Source organism: Enemella evansiae (assembly GCF_002250705.1).
GTDB classification, from domain to species: domain Bacteria; phylum Actinomycetota; class Actinomycetes; order Propionibacteriales; family Propionibacteriaceae; genus Enemella; species Enemella evansiae.
This window is the reverse complement of sequence record NZ_NMVP01000004.1, coordinates 17,184-37,284: the sequence shown is the minus strand read 5'-3', so window position 1 is coordinate 37,284 and position 20,101 is coordinate 17,184. Positions and strand designations below refer to the sequence as shown.

19 protein-coding genes are annotated in these 20,101 nt (G+C 69.1%); 8 read left to right on the top strand and 11 right to left on the bottom strand.

The window, feature by feature from the left end:
- Positions 1-2: 2 nt before the first annotated feature.
- Complete coding sequence (locus tag BI335_RS05240; protein WP_094405877.1) at positions 3-1,712, bottom strand: NAD(P)/FAD-dependent oxidoreductase; 1,710 nt, start codon at positions 1,710-1,712, stop codon at positions 3-5.
- 159 nt (positions 1,713-1,871) lie between these two features.
- The gene (erm, locus tag BI335_RS05235) at positions 1,872-2,633 is read right to left on the bottom strand and encodes a 23S ribosomal RNA methyltransferase Erm (protein ID WP_094405876.1); all 762 of its coding nucleotides are present in this window, start codon (positions 2,631-2,633) and stop codon (positions 1,872-1,874) included.
- A gap of 257 nt (positions 2,634-2,890) precedes the next feature.
- On the opposite strand from erm, the gene BI335_RS05230 reads away from it, so the two are divergent.
- Positions 2,891-3,181 carry an ArsR/SmtB family transcription factor gene (locus BI335_RS05230; RefSeq protein ID WP_094405875.1) on the top strand — a complete coding sequence of 97 codons (291 nt, stop codon included), beginning with the start codon at positions 2,891-2,893 and terminating at the stop codon, positions 3,179-3,181.
- Between the two features lies 1 nt (position 3,182).
- Positions 3,183-3,572 (top strand): VOC family protein, encoded by a 390-nt coding sequence (locus BI335_RS05225; RefSeq protein WP_094405874.1) that lies wholly within the window; start codon positions 3,183-3,185, stop codon positions 3,570-3,572.
- Between the two features lie 54 nt (positions 3,573-3,626).
- Here BI335_RS05225 and helR read toward each other — a convergent pair whose 3' ends face one another.
- Positions 3,627-5,780 carry an RNA polymerase recycling motor ATPase HelR gene (gene helR, locus BI335_RS05220; RefSeq protein ID WP_094405873.1) on the bottom strand — a complete coding sequence of 718 codons (2,154 nt, stop codon included), beginning with the start codon at positions 5,778-5,780 and terminating at the stop codon, positions 3,627-3,629.
- Positions 5,781-5,891: 111 nt separating this feature from the next.
- On the opposite strand from helR, the gene BI335_RS05215 reads away from it, so the two are divergent.
- On the top strand, positions 5,892-6,224 hold the full coding sequence (locus BI335_RS05215) for a YnfA family protein (RefSeq protein ID WP_094405872.1): 333 nt from the start codon (positions 5,892-5,894) through the stop codon (positions 6,222-6,224).
- 93 nt (positions 6,225-6,317) lie between these two features.
- On the opposite strand, the gene BI335_RS05210 is transcribed toward BI335_RS05215, so the two are convergent.
- Positions 6,318-7,004, bottom strand: a complete 687-nt coding sequence (locus BI335_RS05210; protein WP_208109211.1) for a GntR family transcriptional regulator — start codon at positions 7,002-7,004, stop codon at positions 6,318-6,320.
- 148 nt (positions 7,005-7,152) lie between these two features.
- Here BI335_RS05210 and BI335_RS05205 point away from each other — a divergent pair, with 148 nt between their 5' ends.
- The 3 genes from BI335_RS05205 (at position 7,153) to BI335_RS05195 (ending at position 10,163) form a co-directional block, all read left to right on the top strand.
- A complete protein-coding gene (locus BI335_RS05205; RefSeq protein ID WP_094405871.1) occupies positions 7,153-8,055 on the top strand; it encodes a fumarylacetoacetate hydrolase family protein in 903 nt (300 codons plus the stop codon).
- Positions 8,052-8,972 (top strand): VOC family protein, encoded by a 921-nt coding sequence (locus BI335_RS05200; RefSeq protein WP_094405870.1) that lies wholly within the window; start codon positions 8,052-8,054, stop codon positions 8,970-8,972. Before BI335_RS05205 ends, BI335_RS05200 begins: the two co-directional genes overlap by 4 nt.
- Before the next feature lie 120 nt (positions 8,973-9,092).
- Positions 9,093-10,163 carry a DUF418 domain-containing protein gene (locus tag BI335_RS05195; protein ID WP_094405869.1) on the top strand — a complete coding sequence of 357 codons (1,071 nt, stop codon included), beginning with the start codon at positions 9,093-9,095 and terminating at the stop codon, positions 10,161-10,163.
- Here the strand turns inward: BI335_RS05195 and BI335_RS05190 are convergent.
- Complete coding sequence (locus BI335_RS05190) at positions 10,076-10,969, bottom strand: 3-hydroxyacyl-CoA dehydrogenase family protein (protein ID WP_166646758.1); 894 nt, start codon at positions 10,967-10,969, stop codon at positions 10,076-10,078. The two genes, BI335_RS05195 and BI335_RS05190, sit on opposite strands and share 88 nt — an antisense overlap.
- Positions 10,970-11,016: 47 nt before the next feature.
- Here BI335_RS05190 and BI335_RS05185 point away from each other — a divergent pair, with 47 nt between their 5' ends.
- On the top strand, positions 11,017-11,349 hold the full coding sequence (locus tag BI335_RS05185; protein WP_094405867.1) for a TfoX/Sxy family protein: 333 nt from the start codon (positions 11,017-11,019) through the stop codon (positions 11,347-11,349).
- A gap of 137 nt (positions 11,350-11,486) precedes the next feature.
- Here BI335_RS05185 and BI335_RS05180 read toward each other — a convergent pair whose 3' ends face one another.
- A complete protein-coding gene (locus BI335_RS05180) occupies positions 11,487-12,458 on the bottom strand; it encodes an NAD-dependent epimerase/dehydratase family protein (protein ID WP_094405866.1) in 972 nt (323 codons plus the stop codon).
- 358 nt (positions 12,459-12,816) lie between these two features.
- Between BI335_RS05180 and BI335_RS05175 the strand changes: the two genes are divergently transcribed.
- The gene (locus BI335_RS05175) at positions 12,817-14,190 is read left to right on the top strand and encodes an HNH endonuclease signature motif containing protein (RefSeq protein WP_172421748.1); all 1,374 of its coding nucleotides are present in this window, start codon (positions 12,817-12,819) and stop codon (positions 14,188-14,190) included.
- 253 nt (positions 14,191-14,443) lie between these two features.
- Here the strand turns inward: BI335_RS05175 and BI335_RS05170 are convergent, their stop codons facing one another.
- The 5 genes from BI335_RS05170 to BI335_RS05150 form a co-directional block, all read right to left on the bottom strand.
- Positions 14,444-15,304, bottom strand: a complete 861-nt coding sequence (locus BI335_RS05170; protein WP_094429872.1) for an exodeoxyribonuclease III — start codon at positions 15,302-15,304, stop codon at positions 14,444-14,446.
- 10 nt (positions 15,305-15,314) lie between these two features.
- On the bottom strand, positions 15,315-16,799 hold the full coding sequence (locus tag BI335_RS05165) for an alanine/glycine:cation symporter family protein (RefSeq protein ID WP_094355286.1): 1,485 nt from the start codon (positions 16,797-16,799) through the stop codon (positions 15,315-15,317).
- 191 nt (positions 16,800-16,990) lie between these two features.
- Positions 16,991-17,332 carry a tetratricopeptide repeat protein gene (locus BI335_RS05160; RefSeq protein WP_094427062.1) on the bottom strand — a complete coding sequence of 114 codons (342 nt, stop codon included), beginning with the start codon at positions 17,330-17,332 and terminating at the stop codon, positions 16,991-16,993.
- Positions 17,333-17,393: 61 nt separating this feature from the next.
- The gene (locus BI335_RS05155) at positions 17,394-18,362 is read right to left on the bottom strand and encodes a DUF808 domain-containing protein (RefSeq protein ID WP_094429871.1); all 969 of its coding nucleotides are present in this window, start codon (positions 18,360-18,362) and stop codon (positions 17,394-17,396) included.
- Positions 18,363-18,471: 109 nt separating this feature from the next.
- Positions 18,472-20,094 carry an LCP family glycopolymer transferase gene (locus BI335_RS05150; RefSeq protein ID WP_144009074.1) on the bottom strand — a complete coding sequence of 541 codons (1,623 nt, stop codon included), beginning with the start codon at positions 20,092-20,094 and terminating at the stop codon, positions 18,472-18,474.
- Positions 20,095-20,101: the final 7 nt, after the last annotated feature.

Sequence of the window (20,101 nt, the reverse complement as noted above, 5' to 3'; positions counted from 1 at the left end):
GGTCAGGGAACCGGTTCCGGGGCGGGTGCGAGCCAGTCGTGGATGAGCGGCACGACGCTCGCCCCCTCACCGGTCGCCGAGGCGACCCGCTTCATCGACCCGGAGCGCACGTCGCCGACGCAGAAGATGCCCGGCACGCTGGTGGTGAGCACCGCCGGCGGCACACCGTCGATCCAGTCCGCCTGGGGCAGGTCGCGGCCGGTGACGACGAACCCGTGGTCGTCGCGGGCGACCTCGGGCGGCAGCCAGTTGCACTGCACCACCGCACCGAGCAGCAGGAACAACCCGCGCACCTCCTTGCGGCTCTGCTCACCGGTCCGGGTGTCCTCCAGCGTCACCCAGGACAACCGCTCGTCCTCATCGGCACCGCCATCGACCACGATCGCGTTGCCCACAACGGAAATCCGGGGATTGAACTCGATCTCTGAGATCAGATACTGCGACATCGTCTCCGACAGGTCGGCCCGGCGGACCACGATCGTCACCGAGCGGGCGAAGCGGGCCAGATGGACCGCGGCCTGACCGGCGGAGTTTCCGCCGCCGACCACGATCACGTCGACGTCCTCCATGTCCCGGGCGGCGGTCATCGCGGCGCCATAGTTGACGCCGTTGCCGACCAGCTCCTCGATCGATTCCACCCCGAGTCGGCGATAGCTCACCCCGGCCGCGACGACCACGGACCGGGCGGACACGTCACCACCCTCGGTGTGCACCACATGCGGACCGCCATTCGCGCTGATGGTGACCCCGGTCGCCGGCCACCCGGTGAAGAACCTGGTACCGAAGCGGATGGCCTGGTTGCGGGCCCGTTGGGCGAGCCGCATCCCGCTGATGCCACGGGGAAAGCCGAGATAGTTGCGGATCATCGAGGAGGTGCCGGCCTGCCCGCCGATCGCCTCCGCCTCCAGCGTCACCGTGCTCAGCCCCTCGCTGGAGGCGTACACCGACGCCGCCAGACCCGCCGGTCCGGCGCCGACGATGCAGACGTCGACACAGTGGGTCAGCTCGATCTCATCGGGTCGCCCGTAGAGCTGGATGGCCAGGTCGTGGACCGAGCGCGGTGCGCAGATCTGATCGTCGGCGAACACCTGCACCAGCGGGTACGCCTCGGGGTCGAGTCCCCACTGGGGAGCGTTGCCGCGGATCCGCTCCCCCGCCACGCTCTCGGGTGCGACCACACCGTTCGGGATGCCGATCCGGTCGAGGTAGTCGCGCAGCGCCAGGGTCAACCGATCCTGCCGCGGTGTGACGATCTCCACGGTCGCCACCTCCGGCGCGGCGACGGTCGAGCCCCAGTCCGACAACAGCTCCACGACCGCGCCGTGGTATTCCTCATCCCGCGGACCGCGCGGGGTGAGCAGGAAGGCGTCGTACTTGCCCTTGGCCAGCCCGTGCCGCAGCGGCTCGGCGTCGCTGCGGAAGTTCTGCCAGCGCGCGGTGACGATGCGGCGCGCCGTGGGCACCAGATGACGCAGCTTCGCGATGGCCTGATAGACGCTCTCCGCGGCGTTCGGGTCGACCACCCGCGAGTCGGCGACGAAGAGCGCGACCTGCCCGCCGTCGGCGAGGATCCGCTGCACGGCCTCGACGGCCTCGGGCAGTCCCGGTACGCCGACGACCTCGTATTCGCGGGCATAGCGGTCGAACTGGGACAGCAACTCGTCGAGGCCGACCCCGGCGACGATCACGATGCTCGGCATGCTGCGGTTCATGAACCGATGTTAGGCCCTCGACGACGCCTGACCGAGTGCTCATCGAGCAGCTCGGCATGCGGAGCGAAGCGAAGCAATGCCGAACTCACCCACGCTCATCGAGTAGCTCGGCATGCGGAGCGAAGCGGAGCAATGCCGAGCGTGTCGAGATGAATCGCCTCACAACCCGACCTGTTGCCGGTACGCCTCGGCCCAGTCCTCGGGGCGCAGGTCGCGTGGGAGCACCAGGCCCCGCCGACTTGTCCGGCGGCGGGCAATCCTGGTGGCCGTCGGGACCGGCACTCCGTTGCGTACCAGGATGTCCTGGATCCCTCGGCCCCGGCTCCCGAAGACCCGCGCGACCCAGGACTGGTACCGGCCGCGCTGCCGGATCGGGAGCAGCGGGTCGGTGCGCCGGTCGATGACGAGCAGGCCCGCATCGACCGAGGGGCGCGGCCGGAAGACGGCCGCCGGCACCCGGCGGTCCAGGCGGAAGTCGAACCAGGGCCACCACTGGGCGGTGAGCTGGGTGGCACCGCCGACACCGGCACGCTTGCGGGCGACCTCCCACTGGGTGAGCAGCACGGCCGCCTGCCAGCCGGGTGTGGAGAGCAGATGGCGCAGGATCGGGGTGGTCAGGTGGAACGGGATGTTCGAGACGACGACCGAGCCGGCGGGCGGGGCGTGCCGCAGGATGTCCCCTTCGCCGATGCAGACGTGCGGGCCGGTACGCCGGTCCAGCGCGCGAGCCCGCCGGCCATCGACCTCGATACCCTGCAGCGGTCGGCCAAGTGCGGCCAGCGGGAGGGTGAGCGCACCGTCCCCGGTACCCCATTCGACGATGTCACCGGGTCGTTGCCGGACCAGTTCGACGACGCGGGTGATGGTCGCGGGATCGGTGAGGAAGTTCTGACCGAGTTCATGGCGGCCGGTTCTGGGCATGGAAAAGCTCCTGTCCTGGAAGGGATTGGAGCCGGGCAGCACGAAGCGCCGCCCGGCAGGGATGCCGGATGGCGGCGCGGATGCGGTGAGGTTCAGCTGATCCGCGCCGTCAGCGGCGGCGGATCCGAACGACCGTCGTGCAGTTCATGTGGGTCAGGTTAGAGCACCCTCGCCTCGCTCGCACCCGCTTTTCCCCACGCTCATCGAGTGTCGAGACGAACTAGACACGCAAGCACACACTTGCCTATCATCGCACCGTGACCGACGTGTACGCCGCGATCGCGGATCCCAATCGGCGCCTGCTCCTGGACGAGCTGGCCCGGCGGGACGCACAGCCGTTGTTCGAGCTGTGCGCGCGACTGACGACCGTGCACGGGGTTCCCCTGTCCAGGCAGGCGGTTTCGCAGCATCTCGCGGTGCTGGAGGAGGCCGGCCTGGTCACCACCCGACGCGAGGGGCGGACGAAGCTGCACAGCTTCAACCCCGACCCCCTGCGCGAGATCACCGACCGATGGCCCCGGACCAGACAGCAACCAGCAGAGGAATGACATGCCCCGTATCACCGTGACCAGCGTCTTCGTCGACGACCAGGACAAGGCACTCGCCTTCTACACCAACAAGCTCGGATTCCAACCCAAGAACAACATTCCGCTGGGTGAGTTCAGCTGGCTGACCGTGGTCTCCCCCGAGCAGCCGGACGGCACCGAGCTGCTCCTCGAACCCGATCAGCACCCGGCCGCCAAGGCGTACAAGCAGGCGCTGGTCGCCGACGGCATTCCCGCCGCCCAGTTCGAGGTGGACGACGTCCGCGCCGAGTTCGAGCGGCTCCGCGATCTCGGCGTACGCTTCACCACCGAGCCCACCGAGATGGGCGATGTCACCGTCGCGGTCCTCGATGACACCTGCGGCAACCTCCTCCAACTGGCCCAGTTGAACTGAGCCCCACGCTGGTTGAGCGAGCAAGGAACGAGCGAGACGAAACCACCGGGGGAGTCACTCCAGGATGACCAGCTGCCCGGTGGCACGGGTCATCGCCACATATCGGTCGACCGCGCCCTGCGCACCGTCGCCGAAGTCACCGGGACGGATGAGCACGACCAGGTCGAACTCCAGACCCTTCGCCGTCGCCGGGGTGAGTGACCGCACCCGGTCCGCACCCGGATGGCTGGGATCGCCGATCACGCAGGCGATTCCGTCATCGTGGGCGGCCAGCCAGTCGGCGAGGATGCGATCCCGATCGGCCACCGCGCCGTGCACCACCGGCAATCCGTTGTCGCGGATGGATGTGGGCACATTCGCATCCGGCACGGCCGCCCGGATCACCGGCTCGGCCTCGGCCATCACCGCCTCGGGCGTGCGGTAGTTGACCGTCAGCGAATCGACGGTGATCTGGTCGAGGCCGATCCGGGTGAGCCGTTCGACCCAGCTCTCGCTGAAACCGTGCCGTGCCTGCGCCCGATCCCCGACGATGGTCAGACTGCGCGAGGGGCATCGGGCGAGCACCAGCTGCCACTGCGCATCGGTCAGCTCCTGGGCCTCGTCGACGACGACGTGGGCGAAGGGCCCAGCGAGCCGATCCGGTGCGTCCTCGGCGACCACCTCGTCGTCATCCAGGGCGCCCCGCAGGTCCTGGCCCCGCAGCATCGACATCACCTGCATCTCGGTCGGGTCGCTGGCGATCAGGTGCTGGATCACCTCATCCATCTCGGCCCGTGCGGCTGCCTGCGCCGCCTCCCGCCGGCGCAATCGGGCGGCGGCCCGCGGGTCACCGAGCCGGCGACGGGCGGCATCGAGCAGGGGCAGGTCGGCATCGGTCCAGGCGTACGCCTCGGCGCGCTGCAATCCGGCGATCTGGTCGGCCGACAACCACGGAGCGCAGCGCCGCAGATAGGCCGGTACCGACCACAGGTCGGCGATCAGGTCGGTGGGCTCCAACAACGGCCAGGCGGTCCGTACCATCTCGGCCAACTCCTCGTCGGCGCGCAGCAGCGCCGGCAACCGCGCCGCATCGACCTCCGCCTCCGCCAACTCGTCCGCCAGCTGGTCCGCCGCGAGCTCGCCGAGTGCGGACCACAGCTGCGCCCGGGCCTCATTGTGCGGGGTGCCCGGTTCCACCGCGGCGAACACATCCACCCAGTCCCGGCGACTGATCGAGACAGCGCCGATCGGCGTCTCCACCTCGATCGGTTCACCGGGTGGCTCCTCGTACAGCGCGACGGCCGGTTCGACCGCGTCCACCATCCGCGCCTCGGACTTCCACCGCGCGACCTCCGGATCCTGCTCCGGCACCGCCGCGCCCCCTTCGGGGACCAGTTCGCGCAGCGTGCAGGTCAGCACTCCCTCCTCACCCAGACTCGGCAGGACGTCGGAAACGTAGTCCAGATAGGGAATCGAGGGGCCGATGAACAGCACGCCACCGCGGCGGTGGCCGAGCCGCGGGTCGCTGTAGAGCAGGAAGGCGGTGCGATGCAGGGCGACCACGGTCTTGCCGGTACCGGGTCCGCCGTCGACCACCAGCGCCCCGCGCGAGCTCGCTCGGATGATCGCGTCCTGGTCGGACTGGATGGTCGCCAGCACGTCCCGCATCCGCTCCGAACGGGGCCCGGAAAGGCTTGCCACGAAGGCGGACTGGTCATCCAGGGCGGCATCGGTGCGCAACCCCTCCGCGGTGAACACCTCGTCCCAGAAGTCGGCGATCCGGCCCCCGGACCAGCGGTACCGACGGCGGCTGAGCAGACCCATCGGATCGGCGTGCGTCGCGGCGAAGAACGGCTCCGCGGCCGGCGTACGCCAGTCGACGAGCAACACAGCCCCGTCACGGTCGCGCATCCCGAGCCGACCGACGTAGGTCACCGTGCTGTCGGCGGCGGTCATCCGGCCCAGGCAGAGGTCCAGGCCGTAACGCTGCAGCAACCGCAGCTGGGCGGTCAGCCGGTGCACCTCCTGGTCCCGCTCCAGGGCCTGCGTGCCGCCGCGGGCCGGTGCGGCACGGGCGACCTGGAGGCGATCGGTCAGTGCGTCGGTCAGCGTGCCGAGGGTGGATCCGAGGGCGGCGAAGTGCAGCTCGTCGGTGGCTGTCAGTTCCGGATCCGCCTTGTGGGCAAGGCGTTCCGGCAGATCGAAGACATGGGTGGGGGCAGCGGTCACAAGTAGGCTCCTGGTCGGTGAGGCATCGATTGTGCGCCCTCACCAGGGCCTTGCGGCAAGACCCCTGCTCCGCTATACCTTGGAAATGCGAGGACTGCGAGACTTGACCGCATGATCATCGCCCGCTCCCTGATCCTCTTCGCCCTGGCCGCGCTGGCCGAGATCGGCGGCGCCTGGCTGGTCTGGCAGGGCATCCGCGAACACAGGGGTTGGATCTGGATCGGTTCCGGGGTGCTGGTGCTCGGCGTCTACGGATTCATCGCCACCCTGCAGCCCGATGCCCACTTCGGCCGCATCCTGGCCGCCTACGGCGGGGTGTTCGTGATCGGTTCGCTGCTGTGGGGGATGGCGATGGACGGCTTCCGCCCGGACCGGTTCGACATCATCGGCGCCCTGTTCTGCCTGGCCGGGGTCGGGGTGATCATGTACGCGCCGAGAGGGTGATCCCTCGACTCGTCGCTGCGCTCCTCTCTCGGGGAAACGGGGCTGATCCCTCGACTCGTCGCTGCGTTCCTCGCTCGGGAACTGGGTGAGGGGTCAGCTGGCCGCCGAGTCCGGACGGTCCTGGGCGAGCAGCGTCTGCAGGGTGCCCTCGTAGTGCTCGGCCAGGGCACGGCTGGCCGCCTTCGCGTCCCGGGCCAGCACCGCTTCCAGGATCCGCCGGTGTTCACCCGGCACGTCGCGCTCCTGGTCCTGGACCCCGGCCCAGCGGCGATAGAGCTCGGCGCTGTCCCGCAGCTCGTCGGTGATCTCCATCAACCGCGGGCTGCCGCAGCCGGCCAGCACCGCTCGGTGGAAGGCGGCGTGCGCGGTCTCCCACTCATCGGAGACCCGCACCGGCTCACCCGAACGCATCGGCGTACGTTCCAGGCGGTGATGGGCGGCCACCAGGGCGGACTCCCAGTCGACGCTGCCCCTGGCGACCGCCAGGCGTACCGCCACCGATTCGATCTCGATCCGGGTCGCGGTCAGGTCGCGCAGGTCCTCATCGGACAGGGCCGCCACGGTGAACCCGATCCGCGGCTCGCTGGTGACCAGCCGCTGCTCACAGAGCCGGGTCAGGGCCTCCCGCAGCACCCCGACGCTGGCGGCGTACCGTTCTGCCAGGGGCGCGAACTTGAGCCGGCTCCCGGGCGGGTGGACTCCGGCCAGGATGTCGGCGCGCAATCGGTCGTGCACCTCTTCGGTGCTGGCTCGGGCGCGGACCCGCTCGGTACTCGTCACAACTGGAGAGTCTAAATCAAATCGGTCCCAGAATCAGCAGATCCCGGAAACTTTCGAAAATATCTTGTATCTGCGAATAGGATCTGATGTACTCGAGAAGTGTCCGGTCGGTGTCGACCGGAATCGGCACAGAGGGAGAGATGTCACGATGAAAATTGCCAACCTCAACGGCCGCGCCGTCCTGGTCGCCCCGGACGGGACCGCCACCGATGTGCAGAAGGCCAGCGACGGCCGATTCGGCCCGTCGGCGGCGGATCTCTATCCGGTGTGGGCGGAGTTCAGCGACTGGGCGGCCACCGCCCAGGTCGGCGACGGTGAGCAGGTGCAGCCCGAGCAGCTCGGTGCGCCCTCGCCCGCACCCACCCAGATCGTCGCCTTCGGCATCAACTACGCCGAGCACGCCACCGAGTCGGGTTTCGACTCACCCGTCGCGCTGCCGCCGGTCTTCCCGAAGTTCGTCTCCAGCCTGAGCGGCCCGGTCACCACCGTCGCCCTTCCCGAGGGTGGGCAGACCGACTGGGAGGTCGAGCTGGTCGCGGTGATCGGCCGCGGCACCGAGGGCCGCACGATCAGCGAGGACGAGGCCTGGGATCACGTCGCCGGGGTCACCGTCGGTCAGGACATCTCCGATCGCGCGAGCCAGTTCTCCACTCCCGCCCCGCAGTTCGGGATGGGCAAGTCCTTCCCCGGCTTCGCGCCGACCGGCCCCTGGCTGGTGACCGTCGACGAGCTGCCCAACCGCGACGATCTCGAACTGCAGTGCACACTGGACGGCCAGACGATGCAGAAGGGCCGGACCAGCAATCTCATCTATTCCGTTCCGCAGCTGATCGCCGGCCTGTCCGGTGTGATCACTCTCTATCCGGGTGATCTGGTCTTCACCGGTACGCCGGAGGGCGTCGGTCTGGGTCGGGATCCGCAGGTGTTCATCCAGCCCGGCCAGGAGCTCGTGACCAGCATCGAAGGCATCGGCGAGTTGCGGCAGAAGTTCGTGGCCTCGGGTGAGGGTGGCGCCAAGCCGGTGCGCACCCTGAAGAAGGAGGGATCATGAGTCTGCACGGCCTCAGCCACATCGTGATGGGCGTGCCGAATGTCGAGGAGACGGCCGCCTACTACGAGGAGTTCGGGCTCGGTCGCGGTGAGCAGAATCGCTTCTCCACCAGAGATGGTGGCGAGCAGCTGCACATCGTCTCCGAACCGCGCCGGCGGCTGGTCGAACTCGGCGTACGCGCCGATGACCCCGACGACCTGGACCGGATCGCGGTCGCGCTGACCAAGCTCGGTTTCGAGCACGAGCGGCCCGATCCCGAGACGCTGACCTCGACCGATCCGGTCACCAACATCCGCGCGAAGATCAAGGTGGCCGAGCGGATCTCCCAGCAGAGCGAGCCGACCCCCTACAACGGGCCGGGTCGGATCGAGCGATACGGCCGCGCGCCGGGCATCGTGCGCGAGGATCGGGTACGCCCCCGCAAGCTCGGGCACGTGGTCTCGGGCACCGTCGATCTGCAGGCCACGACCCGGTTCCTGGTCGACGGTCTCGGTTTCCAGGTCTCCGACTACATCGGCGACAAGGGCGCGTTCCTGCGCTGCAGCAACGACCACCACAACTTCCTGGCGCTCGCCGCCCCGGTCAGCTATCTGCATCATTCGAGCTGGCAGGTGGACGACATCGACGATGTCGGCCGGGGGGCCACCGCGATGCTGGAGGGCAACCCGGAGCGGCACATCTGGGGGCTGGGTCGGCACTATGCCGGGTCCAACTTCTTCTGGTATCTCAAGGATCCCGCCGGGAACTTCTCCGAGTACTACTCCGATCTCGACGTGATCCCCGAGGACGAGATCTGGGACCCGCAGGTGATGGAGGGGGCCCAGGGGCTCTACAGCTGGGGTCAGCCGCCGCCCCCGTCCTTCCTGGCACCGGAGGATCTGGCCGCCCTGATGGTGGGTGCGCACAGCCCCCGGTGACCGAACTGACGGCGTCCACCCAGGGGTTCCTCCACCCCTGGGTGGATCTTCGTTCCGAGGCGACCGACCGGGGCCGGAAAACGGCCGATCCGCGGTGCGCGCCCGCCTAGCGTTCTGCTCATGAACGCAACCACCAGCACCCGATTCGGGTTCCTCGACGCCCTCCGCGGCTTCGCGATCGCCGGCATCCTGCTGGTGAACATCCCCGACATGACGCGGCTCGGCGTGGACGCCCCGCCCGCTCCCGTCGGTGACTACAGCACCACCCAGCAGCTGCTGCACTTCCTGGTCAGCACCCGCTTCGTGCCGATCTTCATGCTGCTCTTCGGCGTCAGCCTGGTGCTGGTCCGCGATGGGGCCCGGCGTCGCGGGGTGAAGGCCTGGCCGGTGCTGGTCCGCCGCCTGGTCGCCCTCTTCGGCTTCGGGTTGCTGCACTCGTTCCTCTATCCCGGTGAGGTGCTGCGCGAGTACGCCGCCGTCGGCCTGCTCGTGCTGCCGGTGGTGCTGCTGGCACCGGGGTGGGTGCTGCTCGGCCTGGGCGCGGTCGGCACCATCGGGGCGTACGCGGTCACCGGCGGTGGGATCCTCACCATCCCCGGGGTGCTGCTGCTCGGTGCGGGTGCCGCGACCGTCGGCGTACCGGCCCGACTGGAGCGTGCCGACCGCTGGGTGGCGATCGCCGCCGCGACGCTGGCCGTGGTCGCGATCCCGGCGCTGGCCTGGCAGCGGGCGAACCCCGGTGATCCGCGATTCAGCAACGCCGGCGGGATTGCCGGTGGCGTGCTGGCCCTGCTCTACATCGCGCTGCTCTCGCTGGCCTGGCGTACGCCGCTGCGGGCCCTGTTGCGCGCCGCCTTCGACCCGCTGGGCCGGATGGCGTTCACCAACTACGTCACCGCCTCCTGCCTGGCGGTACCGGCCGGGCTGCTGCTCGGCTTCGCCCAGACCCGCGACCTGGCATCGGCACTCTGGCTGGCGCTCGGCATCCTGGTGCTGCAGAACCTCGGATCGCGGCTCTGGCTGCACTGGTTCGCCTACGGGCCGCTGGAGTGGCTGTGGCGCTGCCTGACCTGGTGGCGGATGGTGCCGCTGCGCCGCTCGACTCAGGAACCGTCCGGCCCGGCGGACTCGGCGTACCGCTCCGCCAGTCCGCGCAGGTACGCCTCACCGGCCGGCTCGGCCGGGTCGTAGGCGCCGCGGCCGGACTTGGCGCCCAGCTCACCGGCGGCGACCCGCTGCTGCAGCCAGGTCGGCACGGTGTCGGTGCCCAGGTCGGGCCAGAGCCGCCCGCAGACCGCGGCCCAGACATCCAGCCCACCGAGGTCGCTGATCCGGAACGGCCCGGCCAGCGACCAGCGCACCCCGATCGACGCGGTGACGATCTCATCGATCCCCGCCACGTCGAGAACCCCCTCTTCGACCAGGTGGATCGCCTCGCGGAGCAGCGCCGCCTGCAACCGGTTCGCGACGAATCCGGGGACGTCGCGGCGCAGGCGGACCACTGTCCTGCCGGCTCCGGTGAGCAGGTCCTGGACCGCATCGAGAACGCCGGGATCGCTGTGCTCACTGGGAACCAGCTCGATCAGCGGTACCACGGTGGCCGGATAGAAGAAGTGCGCGACGACCAGCCGGGCCGGGTCGGCGGCATGCGGTGCCAGCTCGCTCGGGCCGAAGGTGGACGAGTTCGATGCGATGATCGCCGCCGGGGCGAGCCGGCCCAGTTCACCGAGCAGGTCGGCCTTGACCTGCAGATCCTCGCTGACCGCCTCGACGACCAGTCCGGCGCCGAGCACGGCCTCCGCAAGGATCTCGGCGGGCCGCAGTGTGGAGATCGCCAGCCGTTCGGTGACCTGGTCGGCGACCCCGGGCCGCGCGTCGACCAGGCGTACCTGATTGCCGGCCCGGGCCAGCACCTCGGCGATGCCGGCGCCCATCTGGCCGGCGCCGACGACGGCGATCGGGTCGAGGCGGTGCTCGGTGTCGGGCTGATCGGGCATGAGATCCTCCTCGTCGGTTCGGTCCATCATTCCGCATACTGTGCTCCATGACCTACGACGACGAGCTGGCCGACCGGATCCGCGCGGTGCTGAGCACCGAGTCCGGGGTGAGCGAGAAGCGGATGTTCGGCGGGCTGGCGTTTCTCGTCGATGGACACATGGCCGCGGCGGCGAATCGCGCCGGGCAGCTGATGGTGCGCGTCGATCCGGCGACCTCGGCGGAGCTGACCGAGCAGGACGGTGTCGCGCTGATGGTGATGCGGGGCCGGGCGATGCCGGGCTGGTTGGACATCGAGCAACAGGTGGTCGACTCCGAGGCCGAGCTGCACCGCTGGGTGGGCCTCGGGGTGGCGTACTGCCGCTCCCTCCCACCGAAGTGACCGCACGTTCATCGAGTAGCTCGGCATGCGCAGCGAAGCGGAGCAATGCCGAGCGTGTCGAGATGAACGCCGTACACCGGCTGAGCGAGGAGGAACCACGAGACGGAGCCAAGCCCCGGCACGCAGCAGAAGAACAGCTAGCTCAGCATCCCCCGCACCCGCAGCTCGTCGGCGTCGGTGAGACCGGCGGGCCGATCGGCGGGATCGCGGCCGTTCTCGTACGCCAGGGCCGCGGCCAGGGTCGCGGCGAGCGGGCGAGGTTTCAGACCGTCGGCGATGGCTCGATCGCTGTCCAGGGTGGAGAAGCCGCGCAGGGCCGGGTCGTCGACCCAGAGCGGGAACGAGGCCGGCCCCATCCAGGCCCGCAGCCCGAGCTCGCCGAGCCGATCGGGCGGTACGCGCAACCGGGGTAGCGTGCTGCCCGCGACCTCGGCTGCGGTGTCGAGCAGCTCGGCCAGGGTGATGGTGGGGCCGGTGGCGTTGCGGATGCCGCTGATCCGGTGTTCGGCACAGTGCACCAGCCAGGCTGCGAGGTCACGGACGTCGATCAGGGCACAGGGGGCTTGCGGATCGTCGGGCACGGCGACGTCGGGACCACTCGGGTGTGCGAACCGCCACGGCCAGTAACCGGATCGCGCGGACCAGTCCCCCGGACCGCCGATCAGCCCAGCCCGCACGATGATCGCGGAATCCGTTGCCAGATAGGCATTCTCGCAGGCAACCTTGGCTTCACCGTACTGCTCCATCGATGCCATGGTGTCCTCGGTGAGCGGTGGCCGCAGTGGAGCGTCCTCGGGCTGGTCGAGCCGTCCGAGCTCGGCGTACACATTGGCCGAGGAGACGAATACCCAGTGCCGGGTGGTCAGCTCGGTCACCGCGCGGCGGGCCTGGCCGGGTTGCCTGGTGACGTCGATGACGGCGTCCCAGACCTGATCCCGTACGCCGGCGAGACCGTCCGGCTCCTCCCGGTCGGCGCGCACGAAGCGGGTGCCCTGCGGTGGCTCGGCCGAGCCGCGGGCGAGACAGGTCACCGCATGCCCGCGCGCAAGCGCCTCTTCGGCGATCACCCGCCCGAGGAAGGCGGTGCCGCCCAGTACGAGAATGTCCATGTCTGCAGCGCATCACGCGCCCCTCGCAACCACAACCCCCGTTCGCTGTCAGCAGCAGCGGGGCTCCGCCCCCGTCAACCCCCGAAACGCGAACAGCGACCGTGCCTCCCCACGTTCATCGAGTAGCGCGGCATGCGGAGCGCAGCGGAGCAATGCCGCGCGTGTCGAGATGAACCCCCACGCCGGTTGAGCGACACCTCCCACGTTCATCGAGTAGCTCGGCATGCGCAGCGAAGCGGAGCAATGCCGCGCGTGTCGAGATGAACCCCCAAGAAAGTTATCCACAGATTTCCATATTCCTTTCCAGGACGGCGAATCCGGGCCAGAACTGTCAGACCCCTCGTGTTGGATCGATCGTATGGACAGCAGCGCAGCAGCCATCATCGAGACCGCGACCGCGGTCGATGATCTGCTGCGCCAATTGGTTGCGATGGACGACCGGCTGCTCACCGACGAGCAACGCCTCCACCTGGGCGAGTTGAACGAACAGATCACCGCCCGCCTGCACGCCCACACCACCCGCACCCTCGCCGGGATCGACCAGGCTGATGCGTCGAAACACGTGCATGGGGTGTGCACCACCACCTGGATGCGGGAACGCCACGGCTACTCCGGACCGGAGGCCTCCGGGGTGCTGCGGGAAGCGATCCGGATCGTGAACGCACCGCTGGTGTGGGAAGGGCTCGCGCAGGCCCGGGTGTCGCCGCGTCAGACGACCGCGATCCTCACCGCCCTGAAACACCTCCCACCGGAGTTGCCGGCTTCCCAGGCGACTGCGGCGCAGCAGACGATGGTGGATCAGGCGCAGCGGTTCGGTCCCTCGGAGCTGCGGGTGCTGGGCGACCGGCTGGTCGAGGTGGTCGACCCCGACCACGCCGACGCATTGTTGGAACGCCGGTTGGAGCAGCAGGAAGCCGCGGCCCGCCGCAACCGAGAACTGCACCTGTATCCCGATGGGATGGGCTCCACCATCATCAAAGGCCGCGTCCCCGCTGTCGAGGGGGAGAAGCTCCTCGCCCTGCTGGATGCAGTGCTGGAGAAGAACACCACCGACGATCCGCCGCCGTGTGGGTCGTTGTGTCCCGGACCCTCGTGTGGGTTGTGCGGGGGTCGTCCGTCGCGGGCGATGCGCCGCGCCGACGCGCTCATGGAACTCGTCCAGACCTACGCCGATGCCAACCGCGCACCCGCCCGCGGCACCGATCGAGCCCGGGTCAACGTGACCGTCGACATCGGCACCCTGCGCCGGGGGATCGGGTGTGTTGACACCCCGGCCGGACCCATGTCGGCGCAGCAACTCCGGCTGCTGGCCTGTGATGCGGAGATCATTCCGATGGTGCTCGATGGTTTCGGTGTTCCGTTGGATGTGGGGCGGAGCCATCGGTTCTTCGAGGGTGCGATCCGGGCGGCGCTGGTCGCCCGTGATCGGGGGTGCGTCTTCCCCGGCTGTGACCAACCGGCCCGCCGGTGCGCCGCGCACCACATCCGACCGTGGTGGTGCGGTGGCCCCACGTCCCTCGACAACGGCGTCCTGCTCTGCCCGCACCATCATGCGCTGGTCGAACCGTCTCGATCCCAACTCCACAACGAGAACCGTTGGGAGGTCCGCCTCAATCCCGAGGATCGACTCCCGGAATTCCTGCCACCACAAGGATTGGACCGCAACCGGAGACCAAGACGCCATCTCCGCCACCGCATCCGACAACGGCCCCTCGGCGACAACGATCATTGACCGGTTCATCTGGATGTTCCTATGCCTGGACCCGCCCCCTCAGCGCGGCCTGCGAAATTTGCGGCTCGATCGCGGAACCGACCGATCTGGGCACCGATTGGAAATCGAGCCGCAAATTTTGGTGGGCTGAGCGGGCGAGAGACCGGGAGTTCATCTCGACACGGTCGCTGCGCGAGCTACTCGATGAACGTGGGGAGCACTTGGCTTCGACTCGTCGTGACTCCTCGCTCAACCGGCGTGTACTCGATGAACGTCACTTCGACTGCGGGAGCTTCTTCTTTCCGGGAGGGCGTTTCGCGGAGGGCGGGGGGACGACGGGGCCGATGTCACCGTCGGGGGCGGTGTCCAGGTCGACCATCACCGGGGCATGGTCGCTCGGCGCCTTTCCCTTCCGTGCTTGGCGATCCACCCAGGCCGCCTGCACCCGATCGGCCACCGCGCGGCTGGCCAGCACCAGGTCGATCCGCATGCCGAGGTCCTGATGGAACATGCCGGCACGATAGTCCCAGTAGGAGAAGAACCGGTGATCCGGCCAGCGGCGCCGGACCACGTCGATCAGGCCGGCGTCCTCGATCGCCTGCAGCGCGGCCCGCTCCGGGGCGGTGACATGGGTGTGCCCGGCGTACGCCTCGGGATCGAAGACGTCGTCATCGGCCGGCGCGATGTTCACATCACCGCAGACACACTGCGACTCCGGCCCGGCGGCCACGAAATCCCGCAGCTTCGCCAGCCAGTCCAGCTTGTAGCGATAGTGCTCGGAGTCCACCTCCCGACCATTGGGCACATAGACCGAAGTGACGCGCACCCCGTCGCAGACCGCGGTGATCGCCCGTGCCTCGGGCTCGGGAAACCCTGGCATACCAGGAAATCCGACCTCGACCTCGGCGAGCCCGACCCGGGACAGCAGGGCGACACCGTTCCACTGCGCCTGGCCCGCTGCGGCGTACTCGTAACCGCGCTCGCGCAACGGTTCGTCGAGCAGTTCGGCGAACCGCTCCTCGCTCACCTTGGTCTCCTGCAGGCAGACCACATCGGGTGCGCGTTCGTCGAGCCAGGGCAGCAGCCGCGGAATGCGTTGCTTGACCGAGTTGACGTTCCAGGTGGCGATCCGCACGAGCCCCAGCCTAGTTGCGACCGGTCGGCGCGCTGCCGGTCGGGGCGTCGGCCTCTGGCTCCCCGGTCACCTGACCGCGGCTCTGCCAGAACTCGAGGTGCCCCGGTACGCCGACCTCGGAGGCGACGAAGACCGGATCCTTGCCCTGCTTGAGCTGCCGGCTGTAATCGCTGAGCGTCCGCAGCCCCAACCCGGACAGCAGCAGGATCGCGATCAGGTTGACCAGGGCCATCACGCCCATGATCTGGTCGGCGGTGCTCCAGACCAGCTGCGCCGACAGCAGCGAGCCGACCAGGATGGCGGCCACCGCGATCACCCGATAGCTGGCGAGGACCGTCCGGCTCTCGCCGAACATGAAGCCCACATTGGATTCGCCGTAGTAGTAGTTGCCGAGGATCGAGCTGAACGCCAGCAGGAAGATGATCACCGTCAACAGCACCCCGGCCCACGAACCGAGCCCGCTGACCATCGCCTCCTGGGTGAGGGTGATCCCCTTCGGCGCATTGGTCACATCCGGGCGGGAGCTGAGGATGATGAAGGCGGTGATGCTGCAGACCACCAAGGTGTCGAAATAGACGCCCAGGCTCTGCACGAAGCCCTGCTTGGCCGGATGGGTGACCGCCGCCGAGGCGCCGGCGTTCGGCGCCGAGCCGAGACCGGCCTCATTGGAGAACATGCCGCGCTGCACGCCGATCAGGATCACCGTGCCGATCGCGCCACCGGTGGCGGCGTTCGGGGTGAACGCGTCGGCGAAGATGCTGCCGATCATCGTGGGCACGTTCTGGATGTTGATGACCACGATCACCAGGCCGACGATCAGATAGAGGATCGCCATGATCGGGACGATCTTGTCGGCCACGTTGGCGATCCGGCGCATGCCGCCGAAGACGACCGCGGCGGTCAGCACCGCGAGCACGATGCCGACGGTCAGGTTGGCGGAGCTGCCGGTCCAACCGGTGGTGTTGGTGATCGCGTCGGTGATCGTGTTGGCCTGCAGCGAGGAGAACGCCAGCGGGAAGCAGAGCACCAGCACGATCGCGAACAGGATGCCCATCCAGCGCCGGCCCAACCCGTACTGCATGTAGTAGGCCGGTCCGCCACGGAACGACCCGTCGGGGTCGACCCGCTTGTAGATCTGCGCCAGCGTCGACTCGATGAACGCCGAGGAGGCACCGATGACCGCCATCAGCCACATCCAGAAGACCGCACCGGGCCCGCCGGTGGCGATCGCGGTGCCGACGCCGGCGATGTTGCCGACACCCACCCGGGAGGCGGCGGAGACGCAGAACGCCTGGAACGAGGAGATCGGCTTCGCCTCGCTCGGGGTGTTCGGCACCGGGTCACGCAGGGTACGCAGCATCGCCGGGAACATCCGGATCTGCACGACCTGGGTCCGGATCGTGAAGTAGAGCCCGGTGATCACCACCACCGGCAGCAACAACCACGTCCAGAAGGCCCCGCCGACGGTCTCGATCAACTGCTGCGCTGCATCCATGCGGGCACCCTAACCGGACTCCGACAGAATGCACACATCCTCCTGCGGCTCGCGCCCGCGCACCCAATCCCCGCCCTTCATCGCAGTCGTCGAAATCCCCGCGCCGACTCAGTACGAACGACTGACCAACGCGAGGATTTCTCCTTGATGCTCTTCCAGAGCGGGGGTGCGCTTACCGACGCTCGCCGCTGCTACCCGAGCTCATGACCGGCCAGGTGCCGGTCGTCACCGGTCAGCACCGCGAGCACCCGGCGTACGCCGGCGGCCTCCTCGGGCCGGTTCTGGCGCTCCAGCGCGCGGGCCAGCAGCAGCTGGGCGTACTCGTTGGTCGGATCCTGCTCGAGCAACGTGCGCAGCTCCGCCTCGGCCTTGCCCAGGGCGGCCCGGTGATAGTGGCAACGGGCCACGTACTCGCGCACATTGCGGTTCTCCGGTTCCGCCTCGAGCAGGTCGGCGAACAACTGCCCGGCGCTGCGGTAGTCGCGCTCCTCGAAGGCCGCCACAGCGGTCTCGTACAGGTACAGGTTGTCCATCTCTCGCTCCTCTCGATCAGCGGGACATCGGCTCAACGCTGTCCGAGAGGATTTATTCCCCTCACTCCCGGGGGGTATGCGACTGCTGACCGGATTCGCCCTCACCGGCGGTCTTGTGGGCCTTTTCGGCCTTCTTCTTCTTGAACGGCAGCAGGTGCATGATCAGCACCACCACCGCGCCGACGATCAGCCCGGCGACCGCGGAGAAGAAGGTGTTCACCAGCCAGCCCAGGAAACCGCCCACGCCGGGCACGTGCTCCGCCGGCGCCTCGAGGGCGAGCACCAGGTCATAGGGCGCCTTCCAACCCAGGTCACCGACGCCGACCAGCAGGATGTGCCCGCCGACCCAGAGCATCGCCACGATCCCGACGGTGGACAGCACGCTGAGCACCTTCGGCATCGCCGCGACCAGACCCCGGCCGAGGCGCTGGGCGCCCGCGGAGTCCCGCTCGGTCATCTTCAGGCCGATGTCGTCCATCTTCACGATCAGCGCGACCGCGCCGTAGACCACCGCGGTCATCAGGATGCCGACGACGATCAGCACGACCGCACGCTGCAGCAGCGGCTGGCTGGCGACCGAGTTGAGGGTGATCACCATGATCTCGGCGGACAGGATGAAGTCGGTGGTGATGGCGCCGCGGACCATCTTGTCCTCGAACTCCTTGCCCTGTTCGGTGGCGGGCTGGTTCTCCTCGGCGGCGTGGTGACCGCTGATCAGCTCCCAGATCTTCTCCGCGCCCTCGTAACACAGATAGGTGCCGCCGATCATCAGGATCGGGGTGAGCAACCAGGGCAGGAAGGCGCTGAGCAGCAGCGCCAGCGGCAGGATGACGATCAGCTTGTTGCGCAGCGAACCGAGCGCGATCCGCCAGATGATCGGCAGCTCGCGGGCCGGGCTGAAGCCCCGGACGTAGCGCGGGGTGACGGCGGCGTCGTCGACCACCACGCCGGCGGCCTTGCCGGCCGCGGCGCTGGTCAGTTTGGCGATTGCGGCCACGTCGTCGAGCAGGGCGGCGAGTCCACCAGCCATCGGTCCTCCAGTCTCTGCGGGCTGTCTCCCGGGTACGCCGGTGCGGCGACCCGGCAAATCCTAGCGGGACGATGGGGCGTACGCCTCAGATCGGCGGCTTCGCGTCGGCTCAGAAGGGCGGGTTCGCCAGCGCGGCCTCGGCCTGCACCGGGTCGTAACCGCAGGCGGACTTGAGGTCGTCACTGGAGGCGACCGGGGTGCTGCTCGGCGTACCGGGGGCGTTGCCGACCGGCAGGGTACGCCGGACGCTCGGGGTGGCGGGGGCCGGGGCCTGCCCGGCGGTCGGGGCCGAGGGAGCGGCACCGGTCGGCGCCGGCTGCCCGGCCCCGGGGGCCGACGGGGCCGCCGGTTCGGACTGCTTGATGGCGAGGTCGACCCGGGCCCGCATCAGCGCGAAATCGGGGTTGGTGGAGTAGAAGCCGTCGACGCCGTGCTTGAAGGTGACCGAGCGCACCGGGGCGGTCTTCACCTTGTTCGACAGCTCGACGATGGCCGGCAGCACCTCCTGCGGGATGTCGGTCTGCACCATGTCCTTGGAGGCGGCGGCGATCGCCTCGTACCGGGCCAGCATGTTGGCCGGATTGGCCTGCTCGATGATCGCCAGCACCGTGCAGCGCTGCCGGTCCATCCGCTGGAAGTCGTCGGCACCGTAGCGGCCGCGGGCGAACCAGAGGGTCTCGGTGCCGTCCAGCTTCTGGTTCGGACCGGGCCGCAGCCACTTCGAGGGCTTGATGCCGGCGTCGGTGTCGCCACCCATCGCCACCCAGGTGTTGATGTTCACCGTGATCCCGCCGAGGGCGTCGGCGAGCGCCTTGAACCCGGAGATCTCGACCAGCAGGTAGTAGTCGATCGGCAACCCGGTGGCCTCCCCGACCGACAGCTTCAACGCATCGGCGCTCAGGTTGTCGGTGGGGCCGAGCACATCGGCCGGCACCTGCTGCGGCAGGTTGTCCCACATCGAGTTGACGAAGTACTCCTGGTCGGAGGAGTCGCCGCCATAGAAGCCGTTCGGGTAGTACTGCTTCAGCGGCGAGTCGGCCGGGAAGGGCATCCGGGCGGTGTTGCGCGGGATGCCGATCAGGGTGGTGGCACCGGTCCGGGTGTCGATGCTGGCGACCATCAGGCTGTCGGTACGCACCCCGGTGCGGTCCTTGCCGGCATCGCCGCCGAGGATCAGGATGTTCACCCGCGGCTTGTTCTTCCACGGATCGGCGTTGTCCAGCCGGGGCGCGGTCTGCGACTTGATCTGGTCGCTGCCGCGGAAGACCCCGCCGACCAGGTTCGCCTGGTCCCAGGCGTAGACGGCGGCGACGGCGAGCGGTGCGGTGACCGAGAAGCAGAGTACGCCGACCAGCCCGGCTCCCAGGCCGCGGCGCAGCCGGTCCCAGCCGGCCGGGCGGAGCAGCAGATGGGTGAGCACCACGATCCCGGACCAGATCAGCCCGATGACCGGCAGGATCACCGTCAGCACCCGCAGCAGCACGGGGTTGACCGCGACCCGGAGCAGCTGCGAGCGGTCCAGCAGGCCGACCAGCAGCAGGCCGAGCAGGGCCGCGAACCAGACCGCCAGGATGCCCAGGCCGAGCCGGCGCCGGCCGGCCTTCCAGAGCCCGAGCCCGGGCAGATAGGTGCCGATCGCGGTCCACAGCGCGGGGCCGCCGAAACCGGGCCAGGCAGGTCGCCGCGGTCGGCCACCGGCCACTCGACGTGCGCCACCCAGTCCATCAGTCACGGTCCAC

Coding starts and splice junctions, on each gene's coding strand:
- BI335_RS05240 (WP_094405877.1), bottom strand. CDS start 1,712: ATGAACCGCAGCATGCCGAGCATCGTGATCGTCGCCGGGGTCGGCCTC.
- erm (WP_094405876.1), bottom strand. CDS start 2,633: ATGCCCAGAACCGGCCGCCATGAACTCGGTCAGAACTTCCTCACCGAT.
- BI335_RS05225 (WP_094405874.1), top strand. CDS start 3,183: ATGCCCCGTATCACCGTGACCAGCGTCTTCGTCGACGACCAGGACAAG.
- BI335_RS05215 (WP_094405872.1), top strand. CDS start 5,892: ATGATCATCGCCCGCTCCCTGATCCTCTTCGCCCTGGCCGCGCTGGCC.
- BI335_RS05205 (WP_094405871.1), top strand. CDS start 7,153: ATGAAAATTGCCAACCTCAACGGCCGCGCCGTCCTGGTCGCCCCGGAC.
- BI335_RS05200 (WP_094405870.1), top strand. CDS start 8,052: ATGAGTCTGCACGGCCTCAGCCACATCGTGATGGGCGTGCCGAATGTC.
- BI335_RS05195 (WP_094405869.1), top strand. CDS start 9,093: ATGAACGCAACCACCAGCACCCGATTCGGGTTCCTCGACGCCCTCCGC.
- BI335_RS05190 (WP_166646758.1), bottom strand. CDS start 10,969: ATGCCCGATCAGCCCGACACCGAGCACCGCCTCGACCCGATCGCCGTC.
- BI335_RS05185 (WP_094405867.1), top strand. CDS start 11,017: ATGACCTACGACGACGAGCTGGCCGACCGGATCCGCGCGGTGCTGAGC.
- BI335_RS05180 (WP_094405866.1), bottom strand. CDS start 12,458: ATGGACATTCTCGTACTGGGCGGCACCGCCTTCCTCGGGCGGGTGATC.
- BI335_RS05175 (WP_172421748.1), top strand. CDS start 12,817: ATGGACAGCAGCGCAGCAGCCATCATCGAGACCGCGACCGCGGTCGAT.
- BI335_RS05165 (WP_094355286.1), bottom strand. CDS start 16,799: ATGGATGCAGCGCAGCAGTTGATCGAGACCGTCGGCGGGGCCTTCTGG.
- BI335_RS05160 (WP_094427062.1), bottom strand. CDS start 17,332: ATGGACAACCTGTACCTGTACGAGACCGCTGTGGCGGCCTTCGAGGAG.
- BI335_RS05155 (WP_094429871.1), bottom strand. CDS start 18,362: ATGGCTGGTGGACTCGCCGCCCTGCTCGACGACGTGGCCGCAATCGCC.